12 protein-coding genes and 5 tRNA genes are annotated in these 13775 nt (G+C 38.4%); 4 read left to right on the top strand and 13 right to left on the bottom strand.

Annotation, left to right across the window (positions count from 1 at the left end; translation table 11 throughout):
• Positions 1-90: 90 nt before the first annotated feature.
• The 8 genes from clpX to GQR56_RS02240 all read right to left on the bottom strand — a co-directional run bounded on the left by clpX (position 91) and on the right by GQR56_RS02240 (position 4508).
• Complete coding sequence (gene clpX / locus GQR56_RS02275) at positions 91-1374, bottom strand: ATP-dependent protease ATP-binding subunit ClpX (protein WP_166109009.1); 1284 nt, start codon at positions 1372-1374, stop codon at positions 91-93.
• A gap of 132 nt (positions 1375-1506) precedes the next feature.
• On the bottom strand, positions 1507-2124 hold the full coding sequence (gene clpP, locus GQR56_RS02270; RefSeq protein WP_024612307.1) for an ATP-dependent Clp endopeptidase proteolytic subunit ClpP: 618 nt from the start codon (positions 2122-2124) through the stop codon (positions 1507-1509).
• Positions 2125-2288: 164 nt separating this feature from the next.
• Positions 2289-3593, bottom strand: a complete 1305-nt coding sequence (gene tig, locus GQR56_RS02265; RefSeq protein WP_024612306.1) for a trigger factor — start codon at positions 3591-3593, stop codon at positions 2289-2291.
• Positions 3594-3977: 384 nt separating this feature from the next.
• Positions 3978-4054, bottom strand: a tRNA-Pro gene (locus GQR56_RS02260).
• A 53-nt stretch (positions 4055-4107) separates the two neighbouring features.
• A tRNA-Pro gene (locus GQR56_RS02255) sits at positions 4108-4184 on the bottom strand.
• Positions 4185-4202: 18 nt separating this feature from the next.
• Positions 4203-4278 (bottom strand) — tRNA-His (locus tag GQR56_RS02250).
• A 23-nt stretch (positions 4279-4301) separates the two neighbouring features.
• Positions 4302-4378 (bottom strand) — tRNA-Arg (locus GQR56_RS02245).
• Between the two features lie 53 nt (positions 4379-4431).
• A tRNA-Pro gene (locus tag GQR56_RS02240) sits at positions 4432-4508 on the bottom strand.
• 354 nt (positions 4509-4862) lie between these two features.
• On the opposite strand from GQR56_RS02240, the gene folD reads away from it, so the two are divergent.
• Positions 4863-5717, top strand: coding sequence for a bifunctional methylenetetrahydrofolate dehydrogenase/methenyltetrahydrofolate cyclohydrolase FolD (folD, locus tag GQR56_RS02235; RefSeq protein ID WP_024612305.1), 855 nt, complete (start codon positions 4863-4865; stop codon positions 5715-5717).
• 72 nt (positions 5718-5789) lie between these two features.
• Here the strand turns inward: folD and cysS are convergent, their stop codons facing one another.
• Positions 5790-7169, bottom strand: coding sequence for a cysteine--tRNA ligase (cysS, locus tag GQR56_RS02230; RefSeq protein ID WP_166109008.1), 1380 nt, complete (start codon positions 7167-7169; stop codon positions 5790-5792).
• A gap of 155 nt (positions 7170-7324) precedes the next feature.
• Between cysS and GQR56_RS02225 the strand changes: the two genes are divergently transcribed.
• Together GQR56_RS02225 and GQR56_RS02220 are read left to right on the top strand one after the other, a co-directional pair.
• Positions 7325-7816 (top strand): peptidylprolyl isomerase, encoded by a 492-nt coding sequence (locus GQR56_RS02225; protein WP_166109007.1) that lies wholly within the window; start codon positions 7325-7327, stop codon positions 7814-7816.
• Between the two features lie 76 nt (positions 7817-7892).
• On the top strand, positions 7893-8630 hold the full coding sequence (locus GQR56_RS02220) for a UDP-2,3-diacylglucosamine diphosphatase (RefSeq protein ID WP_166109006.1): 738 nt from the start codon (positions 7893-7895) through the stop codon (positions 8628-8630).
• Between the two features lie 141 nt (positions 8631-8771).
• On the opposite strand, the gene miaE is transcribed toward GQR56_RS02220, so the two are convergent.
• Positions 8772-9539 carry a tRNA isopentenyl-2-thiomethyl-A-37 hydroxylase MiaE gene (gene miaE, locus GQR56_RS02215; protein ID WP_024612300.1) on the bottom strand — a complete coding sequence of 256 codons (768 nt, stop codon included), beginning with the start codon at positions 9537-9539 and terminating at the stop codon, positions 8772-8774.
• 205 nt (positions 9540-9744) lie between these two features.
• On the opposite strand from miaE, the gene GQR56_RS02210 reads away from it, so the two are divergent.
• Positions 9745-10344, top strand: a complete 600-nt coding sequence (locus tag GQR56_RS02210) for a Yip1 family protein (RefSeq protein ID WP_166109005.1) — start codon at positions 9745-9747, stop codon at positions 10342-10344.
• Positions 10345-10889: 545 nt separating this feature from the next.
• On the opposite strand, the gene purF is transcribed toward GQR56_RS02210, so the two are convergent.
• From purF to GQR56_RS02195, 3 genes are all read right to left on the bottom strand, one after another.
• Entirely contained in the window at positions 10890-12416 is a 1527-nt protein-coding gene (purF, locus tag GQR56_RS02205) for an amidophosphoribosyltransferase (RefSeq protein ID WP_166109004.1), read from the bottom strand.
• 18 nt (positions 12417-12434) lie between these two features.
• Entirely contained in the window at positions 12435-12929 is a 495-nt protein-coding gene (locus GQR56_RS02200) for a CvpA family protein (RefSeq protein WP_007376853.1), read from the bottom strand.
• 198 nt (positions 12930-13127) lie between these two features.
• Positions 13128-13769 (bottom strand): SPOR domain-containing protein, encoded by a 642-nt coding sequence (locus tag GQR56_RS02195; RefSeq protein WP_166109003.1) that lies wholly within the window; start codon positions 13767-13769, stop codon positions 13128-13130.
• Between the last annotated feature and the right edge of the window lie 6 nt (positions 13770-13775).

Here is a 13775-nt window from a genome sequence, read left to right as displayed (position 1 = left end):
ATTAAAGTTCAACAATTTTTCTCTAGTCGATTAAATTAATTATAAAAAAAGGAGCCTAAGGCTCCTTTTTTCATTCAAATAGCTTAAAAACTACTCTGATGCTACTTTTTCTTGTTTATTATTTTCATAAATCAAGATTGGGTCTGATTCACCTTTAATAACGGTTTCATCAATAACCACTTTGCTTACATCATCCATTGAAGGAAGCTCGTACATAGTATCAAGCAATACACCTTCAACGATTGAACGAAGACCACGTGCACCTGTTTTACGCTCCATTGCTTTGTGGGCAATGGCAGCTAAAGCATCTTCGCGGAACTCAAGTTCAACATCTTCCATACCAAACAAAACAGAAAACTGCTTAGTAATCGCGTTTTTAGGTTCGCTTAATATTTGTATCAATGCAGCTTCATCAAGTTCAGTTAATGTTGCAACCACTGGTAAACGACCAATAAACTCAGGAATTAAGCCGTATTTAACTAAATCTTCTGGCTCTACGTCTTTAAATGTATCACTTAAAGAACGGCTCGCCGCAGACTCTTTTACGCTAACGCCAAAACCAATACCGGTATTTTTATGGCTACGTTGCTCAATAACTTTATCTAAGCCCGAAAATGCACCACCACAAATAAACAAGATTTTAGACGTATCTACTTGTAAAAACTCTTGTTGTGGATGCTTACGACCACCTTGAGGTGGAACTGATGCAACAGTACCTTCAATCAGTTTAAGCAGTGCTTGCTGCACACCTTCACCTGATACATCACGCGTAATTGACGGGTTATCTGATTTGCGAGAAATTTTATCAATTTCATCAATGTAAACAATACCACGTTGGGCTTTTTCTACATCGTAATCACATTTTTGTAAAAGTTTTTGAATGATGTTTTCAACATCTTCACCCACATAACCGGCTTCAGTTAATGTAGTTGCATCAGCCATTGTAAACGGTACGTCTAGTAGGCGTGCTAACGTTTCAGCAAGTAATGTTTTACCACTACCTGTTGGACCGATTAATAGTATATTACTTTTACTAAGTTCAATATCTTGCTTAGTCGATTGATTGCGCAGGCGTTTGTAATGGTTATATACCGCTACAGACAATACTTTTTTAGCATGGTCTTGACCAATAACGTAATCGTCTAAGTGTTTACGAATCTCTTTAGGTACAGGTAGTTTATCAGACGTATCATGCTTAGGAGCAATGTCTTTTATTTCTTCCCTGATTATATCGTTACACAGCTCTACACATTCATCACAAACGTATACTGAAGGGCCCGCAATTAATTTACGCACTTCATGCTGGCTTTTTCCACAAAAAGAACAGTATAACAATTTACTACTTTTGTCGCCGTCTGTAGGAGTGTCAGACATTCAGCTACCTCATTTTATACGTTGGCTGCCAAACTAATTGGCAGCTATTTCAATACGTTTTAACTATACCAAAATTTAATTTTTTCGCATAGTAACTCAAAGTGGTAAACAGATTACCTATTTACCAAACGCTTACTTTTTATCGCGATTTGTAAATACTGAATCTACAATGCCGTAATCTACAGCTTGCGTGGCACTCATAAAGTTATCACGGTCAGTATCTTTTGAAATCACATCTAAAGGTTGACCTGTATGATCAGCCATTAAGCGATTTAGTTTGTCTTTAATAGACAGTATTTCTCTAGCGTGTATTTCAAAGTCAGACGCTTGACCTTGGAAGCCACCTAATGGTTGGTGAATCATCACGCGAGAATTAGGTAAACAAAAACGCTTACCTTTTGCACCAGCGGTAAGTAAAAAAGCACCCATGCTAGCAGCTTGACCTACACAAATTGTACTTACATCTGGTTTGATGAAGTTCATTGTGTCGTAAATAGCCATGCCTGCAGTCACTGAGCCGCCTGGTGAATTGATATATAAAAAGATATCTTTATCAGGGTTTTCTGATTCTAAAAATAGCATTTGCGCTAAAATCAGATTTGCCATGTTGTCTTCAACTTGACCTGTTAAAAAGATAATACGCTCTTTTAATAATCTCGAATAAATATCATACGAGCGTTCGCCTTTAGGTGTTTGTTCTACAACCATAGGGACCAATGCGTTTAGGGGATCTGTAATACCAGTATTCATACTTATTTAATTCCTTATGCGCTTATACTTATCCTTATTATAAGGAAGCATAGTTATCGTTTTTCGCAAATTTAGAGCCAAAAACTAAAATGGCCCGGGCACGCTGTATAAACAGAGTAGCACGAGCCATTTAATCGTTAGCGAGAGCTTAAGTCAATGACTTATTAAGCACCTTGCTTTGGATTCATGATGTCATCAAATGCTTTTTCAACATCAGTAACAACTGCTTTAGCTAAAATAGCTTCAACAGCTTGCTCTTCCATCGCTACATTACGCATTTGTTGCATAAGTTGATCACTTGTTCTGTAGTATTCTACTACTTCAGCTGGATCTTCATATGCAGAAGCTACGTTTGCAATTAATGCATCAACTTTAGCGTCATCAATTTTAATCTCGTTAGCTTTAATCACTTCACCTAATAAAAGGCCAGTTTTTACGCGAGTTACAGCTTGTTCATGGAACAATTCAGCTGGAAGCTCAGGCATGTTTTGAGCGTCGCCGCCAAAACGTTGAGCAGCCTGTTGACGTAATGCATCAACTTCTTGATCAACAAGTGATTTAGGAACTTCGATTTCGTTGTTCGCTAAAAGACCTTTGATTGCTTGGTCTTTAACGTTAGCTTTAACCGCTTGGTCTAGCTCACGAGTCATGTTCTTTTTAATTTCAACTTTAAGCGCTTCAACACCGCCTTCGTTAACACCGAATTTAGTTGCAAATTCTTCGCTTAATTCAGGTAACTCTTGTGCTTCAACTTTTTTCACTGTGATAGTGAATTGAGCAGATTTACCTTTTAAGTTTTCAGCATGGTAATCATCAGGGAACGTTACATCAGCAACTACTTCTTCGCCTGCTTTTTTACCAACGATATTATCTTCAAAACCTGGGATCATACGACCTTGGCCAAGTTCTAATGGGAAGTCTTCAGCTTTGCCGCCTTCAAATACTTCACCGTCGATAGTACCTACGAAATCAACCGTAACACGGTCATTTTCGCCAGCTGCAGTGTCAACATCAGCCCAAGCTGCATGTTGCTTACGAAGTGTTTCTAGCATGTTAGCTAAATCTTCGTCAGTTACTGTAACTGCTGGTTTTTCAACTGTAATTTTATCTAAACCTTGAACTTCAACTTCAGGGTATACTTCAAATGTAGCCGAAAACTCTAAATCTTTACCAGCTTCAAGTGCTTTAGGAGCAAATGTTGGTGCGCCTGCTGGGTTAATTTTTTCTGAAACAACAGCTTCGTAAAAATTACGTTGCATTACTTCGCCAGCAACTTCTTGACGAACTGCAGGTCCAAAACGCTTGTTGATTACTGAAACTGGAACTTTACCAGCACGGAAACCATCTATACGCTGCGTTTTTGACAGTTGTTGTAAGCGTTTTTTTACTTCGGTCTCAACGTTCTCTGCAGGAACGGTGATGGTCAGACGGCGCTCAAGGCCTTGAGTCGTCTCAACAGAAACTTGCATGATTTACCTCAATATTCAATTTTGGCGACTGTTCGCCTTCCTTACAAACAAAGTAATCTCCATGATTATTGATGAGTTACAAGCAATTTTTCTCGCTTAAAAACATCCGTCGTTACCATGAGATACCATTGCTGCTCTGCCCTTCGGGCACTATGTTAAACAATAGACGCGGCATTATAACCTAATATCTATGATAGTCGAGTGTAGGGGGCAATTATTTGGGCTAGATCAGGTGAGATACCGACCAACTGAATAAAAAACAAACTAAAAAGGGGTTAATGCAAAATATTTATTTGATGAAGAAGATATTTATAGTGTAAAAGATAGAATTTATAAAATGAGATATGAGATTTTAAATCACTTAATCTTATTAGGATAAGAAAGTGGTCGGCGATGCAGGATTTGAACCTGCGACCCCTTGGACCCAAACCAAGTGCGCTACCAAACTGCGCTAATCGCCGACATATATATTTTGAATACTTAAATTTTGAACTTAAGACCACTTATAAGAAAGTGGTCGGCGATGCAGGATTTGAACCTGCGACCCCTTGGACCCAAACCAAGTGCGCTACCAAACTGCGCTAATCGCCGATATTCGTTTTCTGTAAATGGGGTGACTGATGGGGCTCGAACCCACGACAACCGGAATCACAATCCGGGGCTCTACCAACTGAGCTACAATCACCGCTATATTTACAAGTTTTCAAATGGTGCACCCAGAAGGATTCGAACCTTCGACCCACGCCTTAGAAGGGCGTTGCTCTATCCAGCTGAGCTATGGGCACATCGAAAACTTCATAGCTAACCAGTAAGCCATTGTTATAATAAATTATAAAAATGGTCGGCGATGCAGGATTTGAACCTGCGACCCCTTGGACCCAAACCAAGTGCGCTACCAAACTGCGCTAATCGCCGATGCTTACTATTGTTAACGAGAGACCTCGTTGACAACGGGGTGCATAATAGTGATTTGACGGGGTTAGGTCAAACGTTTTTTTAAGAAAACCAATCAACTGGTCACTTTTAGTTCATAATGGTTAAATATTGCAAAACTAGAGCGGTATTTAAGCAGCTTTCTATAATCAAACGCTTTATAACTTAAAAGCAACTTGGCGCTTTAGTCCTTTTCTGCGAAAATAGTAAATACATTATAAAAACGAGTTAAATAAAGAATACATTTTTCTTTATTCGCATTATTACCCCTATTTTATTATGCATTCGTTTTTAAAGTATCGATATCAAGTTAATTAACCCCAATTAAGGTCACCCATGACGGCAAACATCATTGATGGTAAAGCAATCGCAAAACAAGTACGCAGTGCTGTAGCAGAACGTGTAAGCGAACGTGTTGCAAACGGTTTACGCGTACCAGGTCTTGCAGTAGTACTTGTAGGACTTGATCCGGCAAGCCAAGTTTATGTTGGTTCAAAACGTAAAGCCTGTGAAGAAGTTGGTTTTATTTCTAAATCATTTGATTTACCAATAGACACAAAAGAGCAAACGCTTTTAGATTTAATTGACGAGCTGAATAATGATGCACAAGTAGATGGTATTTTGGTACAACTACCATTACCAAAAGGGCTAGATGCAGAAAAGATTTTGGAGCGCATCACACCGCATAAAGATGTAGATGGCTTTCACCCTTATAATATAGGTCGTTTAGCGCAACGTATGCCGGCACTTCGCCCTTGTACGCCTAAAGGTATTATAACGCTACTTGATTCAACTGGTGTGCGTTACAAAGGTATGCATGCTGTTGTTGTTGGTGCATCAAACATTGTTGGTCGCCCAATGTCGCTTGAGCTTTTACTTGCTGGTTGTACTACGACTGTTTGCCATAAATTTACACAAGATTTAGAAACGCATGTGCGTCGTGCTGATTTATTAGTTGTAGCGGTAGGTAAACCTGAATTTATACCAGGGGATTGGATAAAAGAAGGCGCTATAGTCATTGATGTAGGCATTAACCGTTTAGATACGGGTAAATTAGTAGGTGATGTTCAATACAGTGTCGCTGAACAAAAAGCGCATTTTATTACACCTGTACCAGGTGGCGTTGGTCCTATGACGGTAGCAAGCTTAATTGAAAACACACTAGAAGCGTGTGAGAAATATCACAGCTAAGCTATTAAAAAATAAAAAAAGGGTTGCCATTTGGCAACCCTTTTTTAGTTGGACGTGAATTACTTTAAACGCTTACGCTTTACGCCACGTTGTTTTACCCGCTGAATCTTCAAGTATTACACCTAACGCATTAAGCGCATCACGTGCTTCATCAGCAGCAGCCCAGTTTTTACTGGCACGTGCTTCATTACGTTTTACAATTAATGCTTCTATTGTCGCAACTTCGTCGTCATCTTGCCCACCTTGTAAAAAGGCTTCCGATGATTGCTGAGCAACACCTAAAACGTTACCAATACTGCGTAATATAAACGCAAGTTGCCCAGCTTGAACAACATCACTTTCTTTTACGCGATTTAGCTCTTTAGCAAGCTCGAACAATACTGGTAATGCTTCTGGAGTATTAAAGTCGTCATCCATCGCTTTTCTAAATTTAACGACATACTCACTCCCCTCAAGATTACACTCTACAGGCTCAACATCTCGAAGCGCTGTATAAATGCGTTCAAGTGATGAACGCGCTTGGTCTAAATTTTCTTGCGAGTAATTTAGTTGGCTGCGGTAATGGCCTGAAATTAAAAAGTAACGAACAGATTCGGCATCGTATGCTTTTAAAACTTCACGCACTGTAAAAAAGTTATCTAACGACTTAGACATTTTTTCTTTATTTACTTGCACCATGCCAGTATGTATCCATGTATTTACATACTTACCGTTATTTGCACAGCACGACTGCGCAATTTCGTTTTCGTGATGTGGAAACTGTAAGTCAGAACCGCCACCATGAATATCAAAATGCTCACCTAGGTGCTTTGAGCTCATTGCCGAACATTCAATATGCCAACCCGGACGCCCTTCACCCCACGGTGATGACCATGATGGCTCACCTGCTTTAGCTTTTTTCCATAACACAAAATCAAGTGGATCGTCTTTATCTTGCGCTACTTCAACGCGAGAGCCCGATTGCAACATAGTTAAATCTTGCTGGGAAAGCGCACCGTATTGCTCAAACGTTGATACATCAAATAATACATCGCCATCAGCTGCAACATAAGCATGGCCCTTTTCAATCAGGCGCTTAACCATAACGATAATTTCATCCATATGGCTTGTAACTGTTGGTTCAATATCTGGGCGTAGCATGTTTAGGCTATCAAAGTCTTCGTGCATCGCTTTAGTCATACGCACAGTTAAATCGTTTATTGACTCGCCATTTTCATTTGCGCGTTTAATAATTTTGTCGTCAATATCAGTAATATTACGTACATATTTTAAATCGTAACCAATATGGCGTAAGTAGCGCACAATAACGTCAAATCCAACAAAGGTACGTGCGTGTCCAATATGGCAGTAATCATAAATGGTGATACCACACACATACATGTCGATTTTTCCTTCGACCATAGGTTTAAATTGCTCTTTTTTTCGCGTGAGTGTGTTGTATATATTTACCATTTATTTTGAGTCCTTAACTATTAACTTGAATAACTATGTTACCACTTGAAAAGCCCCTGCTCTAGCGCTTTATAACAAACCAAACATCTACTTTGTTAATCTTAGCTAACTACGATAAAATAGCGCTAATATTTAAACCAGATACAGGAAACCTCATGGTTGTTCTACACACAAACTTTGGTGATATCACCATTAAAATGCACGAAGCCGAAGCACCAAATACAGTTAAAAACTTTTTAGAGTATGCAAACTCTGGTTTTTTCAGCGGTACTATATTCCATCGTGTAATTGATGGCTTTATGGTTCAAGGCGGTGGTTTTGTTTCAGGTATGGAACAAAAAGACGTAAACGATCCAATTCAAAATGAAGCTAACAATGGTCTATCTAATAAAATAGGCACTTTAGCAATGGCACGTACGCCTGATCCTCATTCAGCTACAGCGCAATTTTTCATTAACGTTAACAACAACGATTTTTTAAACCACAGCAGCGAAACGTCGCAAGGCTGGGGTTACTGTGTTTTTGCTGAAGTAGTTGAAGGCATGGACATTGTAAATAAAATTAAAGATGTAGCAACGGGTAGTACTGGTTTTCACCAAGACGTACCACTTGAAGATGTGATCATCGAAAGCGTTACTGTTAGCTAATAGTATTTGCTTACACTATTGTGAGCACATAAGCGGGCATTAGCCCGCTTTTATTTAATAAAAAATAGACTAACCTATGACCCGCAAAACTTACTTTATCGCCGATTTACACCTAAGTGAAAACCGCCCTGATATCAGCGCGGCATTTTTTGATTTTTTAAATACGCACGTACTTGAGCAAGATGTTGATGCGTTATACATTTTGGGTGATTTTTTTGAGGTATGGGTAGGTGATGATTATGTCACTGCACTTAGTACTGACGTAGCCAAACATTTAAAATCGGTAAAAGATGGGGGTACTCCTGTTTATTTTATTCATGGTAATCGTGATTTTATAATGCGTAAGCAATATGCAAAAATGGCTGGCATGGAATTACTAGATGAACAAACCGTTATTGATTTATATGGTACACCTACCGTTATTTTACATGGCGATGAAATGTGTACACAAGATATTGAATATCAAAAGTTTCGTAAAAAAAGCCGTGGTTGGTGGTGGCCAAAGTTAATGCTCGCAATGCCACTTTGGTATCGTAAAAAAGTTGCTCGTAATGCACGAGAGAAAAGTAAGCTTAGCCAAGCTGATAAGCCAATGGCAATTTTAGATGTTGTTGATGATGCTGTGCTTGCTACTTTTGCAAAACATAACGTTACCAATATGATTCATGGTCATACACATCGACCTAACGTGCATACTTACACTGTAAATGCACAAACGCTTACCCGCACTGTGCTCGGTGACTGGTACACACAGGGCTCGTACTTAGTTGTCACTCCAAAATCACAACAGTTAATTAGCACTCCTTTTGTATAAACTAAGGCATTGGGTTTTATTTAGTTTAAGCGCGAGCTAAAAAACGACTTTATTAGCTTGCACTTACGTGCCTCAAAACCTATCTCTTTAAGTGCATCAAATACTAAAAGCCTTTTATCACTAAAATAGTTTAAAAACGATTTAATTTGATAGAGCAGGTACGCCACTGTGAAACTTAAAGTCGGTATCTGGAGTTGAAATAAGCTCTCGTTCTTTTTCACCAAAAAAGTTTACTCGCTCAGTAATATCAAACCCTGCAATCTCTTGAGCCAAAGTTAAATAGTCTTGGTAATGACGCGCCTCTGAGCGTAGCAACGAAATATAAAAATCACCCAAACGCTTATCAACATGTGGTGCAAGTTTGGCAAAACGCTCACACGAGCGTGCCTCGATATAGGCACCCACAATCAATTTATCAACTAATGCATCAGGCTCAAATGTTTTAACATGACGTAGCATACCTTTTGCGTAACGACATGGAGTAATACTTTGATACTCAACACCATATTCATCCATAATTTCGAGCACTTGATAAAAGTGATGTAACTCTTCTTTTATCAGTAATACCATTTTATCAATTAAACCTTGCCCATATGGCGAATTAGATTTAGGAATTATTGACTTAGTTAACTTATTTTTAGCTGCTAAATCGCGCCAATTTCCTTCGCGCTTGTAAATAAGTGTTTCGAATGGCTTTAGCCATTCAAGTAATGCGTCACTGCCTTCTTTATCTACTGCATACTTACGTATTAAAAACATTGCACTTTGAGCCGCTTTTAATTCACAAATTAAATGATCAATTAAGATTATTGATAAGTTTTCTTTTTTAATTGCTTGCTCTACCCATTGCTCTGGCGTAGTACACAATAAAAAGTTATTAATAGGCTCTAAAAGCTTGCTGTGTGGCACGTTGGCTGCTCGTTACTTAGTAAATTTGATAGGTTGTTATTTTAACACGAAAAATTGCTCGAGATAAAATAAAGGCATATGCATTACTTAATTGTTAATAATGAGTTAACTTGACTTTGTAAAATAAGTGAACCATAACTGTACATGAACTGTATAAAAATAAACCAATAAAACAGCAATACGTTCCTTTTACGGAGTACACGCTATGTTACTAAATCACTTATGGGGCATTTATGCTCACCCGCTAGAAGAATGGCAAACAATAGATAATCAACATGAGAGCTTAACTTACAGTTTATCTCATATTTTACTCATTGCTTTATTTCCCTCAATTATGGGCTATTACTCGTCTGTATATTTAGGCTGGAGTATAGGCACTGGAGATCCCGTATTTTTAACGCACAATAGCGCATTACTTATTGCTGGCGCTATGTATGTTGCTTTAATTGGTGGTGTATTTGCCCTTGCCTATTTAGCTCACTGGATGGCAATAACATTTGGCTCAAAACCAACATTTACACAAACACTTGAACTTGCAGCATATACCGCAACACCTGTATTTATGTCTGCACTAGCTGCTTTTTGGCCTGTACTATGGTTTGTAGTATGTATTGGTATTATTGCATTAGCCTACTCGGTTTACTTGTTGTATACCGGCGTGCCAATACTTATGCACATACCTCAAGAACGTGGCTTCATTTATGCCAGCTCGGTTGTAACGTGTGGATTAATTTTGCTTGTTATTATTTTAGCTGTAACTGCAATGCTTTGGACAAGTGGAATTGTAAGCCCCATGTTCACTTAATTGTTTAAGCTTATTTAACTTAAATTCTAGCTAAAAGATTTAATAAGATACTAGGGTCTGTTGATCTTTGCGGATTAAAATTTGTTCAAACTAGAGGCTATTTAATCGCGGCGCGAGATTTGTAACCTAGTGGGCTAAGTAAAAATCGAGCAACAAAGAGTAAATAGCCCCTAGGAAGAACCCTTTGGGCAGCGCCTATTTGGTATTAATGCTACGTTATCGCCTATTTATGGGGAACAACCACACTGCATAGGCTCTGCCTTGCCTAAATACCAAACAGACTGCTGCAAATTTAACCTTGAAAGATTAACAGATCCTAAACCATAATAGTATTTTAATTTAGAAAGAAATTTTTATTAGTAGCAAAGCTAATTTGTGTATTAATAGCTGGCTTAGATAGGTTTACTACTCAGCAATTCAGATGGCTTAATATGCTAGTTTAATATGTTTATTTAATAGAGATATTCCCTTCCCTTTATTTTCTTCGCAAAAAAGGAGCTAATTAGCTCCTTTTTTTATGTTTAACGATTTTTATAGATTAAGTATTAATCAGCTTCGTTTTCATCTTGGTTATGTATTTCTAAACCTGAAGACATTGCACTTTCGCGTGTACTTTTAGCCGAATCATTACGTAACTTATCAATACGATTTAAATAGTTTTGATCAATATCACCAGTGATATATTGGCCATCAAATACTGAGGTTTCAAATTTAGTAATTTCAGGATTTTCTTGGCTAACTGCTGCAATTAAATCTTTTAACGATTGAAAAATTAAGCCATCAGAACCAATACTTGCGTTAATATCTTCAACTTCACGACCATGAGCAATTAGCTCTGCAGCTGAAGGCATATCAATACCATAAACATTAGGGAAACGTATTTCAGGAGCTGCCGATGCAAAGTAAACGTTTTTAGCACCAGACTCTCGAGCCATTTCTACAATTTGTGCTGATGTAGTACCACGAACAATTGAGTCATCAACAAGCAATACGTTTTTACCCTTAAACTCACGATCGATCGCATTAAGTTTTTGGCGTACAGACTTTTTACGCATTTCCTGACCAGGCATGATAAATGTACGACCGATATAACGGTTTTTAACAAAGCCTTGACGGTAAGGTAAATCAAGCACACGTGCAATTTCTAATGCTACGTCGCATGATGTTTCTGGGATTGGAATAACTACATCAATGTCTTTATCAGCCCATTCACGTGCAATTTTTTCGCCTAGTTTAGTACCCATATTTACGCGTGTTGCATACACCGACATACGGTCGATTGTAGAATCAGGACGAGCGAAATATACAAATTCAAATATACACGGTGAGTAAGATGCTTTTTCTGCACAGCTTAATGAATGAAATTCACCAGCCTCAGTTACATAAATAGCTTCACCTGGCGCTACGTCGCGAATAAATTCAAAACCATCAGGTTTTAACGCAACACTTTCTGAGGCAAACATATACTCAGTGCCAACTTCAGTCTCACGCTTACCAAATACAAGCGGACGAATACCATTAGGGTCACGAAAAGCAACAATACCATGACCAATGATCATCGCTATAGTGGCATAACCACCATTTACTTTATTATTAACTTCGGTTACCGCTGTAAAAATATCTTCAGGGTCTAAATGCAATTTATCTGACTTACTTAATTCGTGAGCAAGTACATTAAGTAAAATCTCTGAATCAGATGTTGTATTCACATGGCGACGAGCTTCTGAGAATAATTGCTCTTTTAGTGCTTCCGCATTAGTAAGATTGCCGTTATGGGCAAGTGCAATACCAAATGGAGAGTTAACATAAAAAGGCTGTGCTTCAGATGAGCTTGAAGATCCTGCTGTAGGGTAACGTACATGACCAAGACCAATTGTGCCTTGTAGTCGTTTCATATGACGGGTGTGAAAGGCATCTTTCACAAGGCCATTTGCTTTGCGTAAGCTAAACGTATTATTCTCAATGGTAATGATACCCGCGGCATCTTGACCACGGTGCTGCAAAACAGTTAAGCCATCATAAATCGCCTGATTCACAGGAGATGTTCCGACTATTCCAACGATACCACACATGTAATTTATCCTCGCCGATTAACGGTTTACTGAATTTAAAAAGCTCGAGTTGTTTTCAAGGTACGAAAAGAACCACTCAACAACAAAGCCAAATTCTGGAATCAAAATAGAATTGCCCCACCAGTGCGTATTGGGTGCACCAGTAAAAGCATCAAGAAAGAAGAGTAACGCGCTCACGACCAACACGCCTCGTAGAGCACCAAACACTATGCCAAAAACACGGTCGGTGCCCGATAACCCTGTACGATGTACAAGCTCACCTAAAATGTAGTTTAGTAAACCGCCTAACAGTAGCGTCGCAAAGAATAATATGGCTATGGCCGCCGCATTTCTTAAAAGGGGTTCAGAAATGGTTGTTAGGAAGGAAGCTAAATATTGGTAAAACAAACTAGAGATGATGAAGGCGCCAGCCCATACAGCAAGTGACATCGCTTCTTTAACAAAGCCGCGTATTAAACCGATGATGGTAGACAGTGCAATGATGCCAATAATGGCGTAATCAACCCAGATCATAAGAACCAATTAGTCGCTAATTTGGGGCGCATTCTATACCCAAACATCGTTAATATGCAAGTTTAAACGGGAGATAACTGACGGTAAATGAATACAAAAATTTAACATCAATATTCAAAAATGTTAAACCATAAATAGTTATATAAATACACTATATTGAAATTAAATAGCCTTGTTAAACAAGGCTATTTAAAATGATTATTTTGTTACTTCGTAACGAGTAACTTTACCATTTAACTTTGTAAGTACTTTAAGTTCAGGCAACTGTTTTTGTAACTCATTTTTATCAAGCGATGGTCCAACAAATACTTTAGTTAATGTACCGTTTGGCGTTTTAACCGGTTTAGTAAACGTTTTAAAGCCTTTCGCTTTGAGTTTAGCTTGTAATGCTTTTACATTCGCAACGTGAGAAAAACTACCTAATTGAACCACATAAGCCATGCTTGTTAAGTTTTCATCACTTGTACGAGGAGCAATTGGTTTTTCTTTTACAGGAGCAACCGGTTTCGCTGTTACTTTAGGTTTAGGATCAATTGTTACTTCAACAACTTTAGCCTCTGAAGCATAATCGCTTTCAGACATTGAGCTTTGCTCTTCAAAAGCTTCATCGTCAGCTTGAATATCTTCAATTTCATCTTGCTTTAATGGCTCGGCATCAGCCATATTTTCATCAATAGGTTCTTGAAGGTCGATTGTTTTGAACTCAGGGCTATCAGGAATAGCTTTAAAGCCTTCTTTATAATGCACTTTTTCGCCATCGAGTATATTAGGAATAAACACAATAGCTGCGATTACCACAATACTTGTTCCGACTAAGCGATTAATAAAACTTGAGTTCACCGACAT

The sequence above is a fragment of the Pseudoalteromonas sp. Z9A5 genome, from assembly GCF_011378875.1.
Lineage (GTDB): Bacteria > Pseudomonadota > Gammaproteobacteria > Enterobacterales > Alteromonadaceae > Pseudoalteromonas.
Note: the sequence above shows the minus strand (reverse complement) of the source record. Positions and strands in the feature narration are given on the sequence as shown.

Bases quoted from the DNA above. Each gene is read 5' to 3' on its own strand.
- clpX (WP_166109009.1), bottom strand. From the start codon at position 1,374: ATGTCTGACACTCCTACAGACGGCGACAAAAGTAGTAAATTGTTATAC.
- purF (WP_166109004.1), bottom strand. From the start codon at position 12,416: ATGTGTGGTATCGTTGGAATAGTCGGAACATCTCCTGTGAATCAGGCG.
- tig (WP_024612306.1), bottom strand. From the start codon at position 3,593: ATGCAAGTTTCTGTTGAGACGACTCAAGGCCTTGAGCGCCGTCTGACC.
- clpP (WP_024612307.1), bottom strand. From the start codon at position 2,124: ATGAATACTGGTATTACAGATCCCCTAAACGCATTGGTCCCTATGGTT.
- cysS (WP_166109008.1), bottom strand. From the start codon at position 7,169: ATGGTAAATATATACAACACACTCACGCGAAAAAAAGAGCAATTTAAA.
- folD (WP_024612305.1), top strand. From the start codon at position 4,863: ATGACGGCAAACATCATTGATGGTAAAGCAATCGCAAAACAAGTACGC.
- GQR56_RS02220 (WP_166109006.1), top strand. From the start codon at position 7,893: ATGACCCGCAAAACTTACTTTATCGCCGATTTACACCTAAGTGAAAAC.
- GQR56_RS02225 (WP_166109007.1), top strand. From the start codon at position 7,325: ATGGTTGTTCTACACACAAACTTTGGTGATATCACCATTAAAATGCAC.
- GQR56_RS02200 (WP_007376853.1), bottom strand. From the start codon at position 12,929: ATGATCTGGGTTGATTACGCCATTATTGGCATCATTGCACTGTCTACC.
- GQR56_RS02210 (WP_166109005.1), top strand. From the start codon at position 9,745: ATGTTACTAAATCACTTATGGGGCATTTATGCTCACCCGCTAGAAGAA.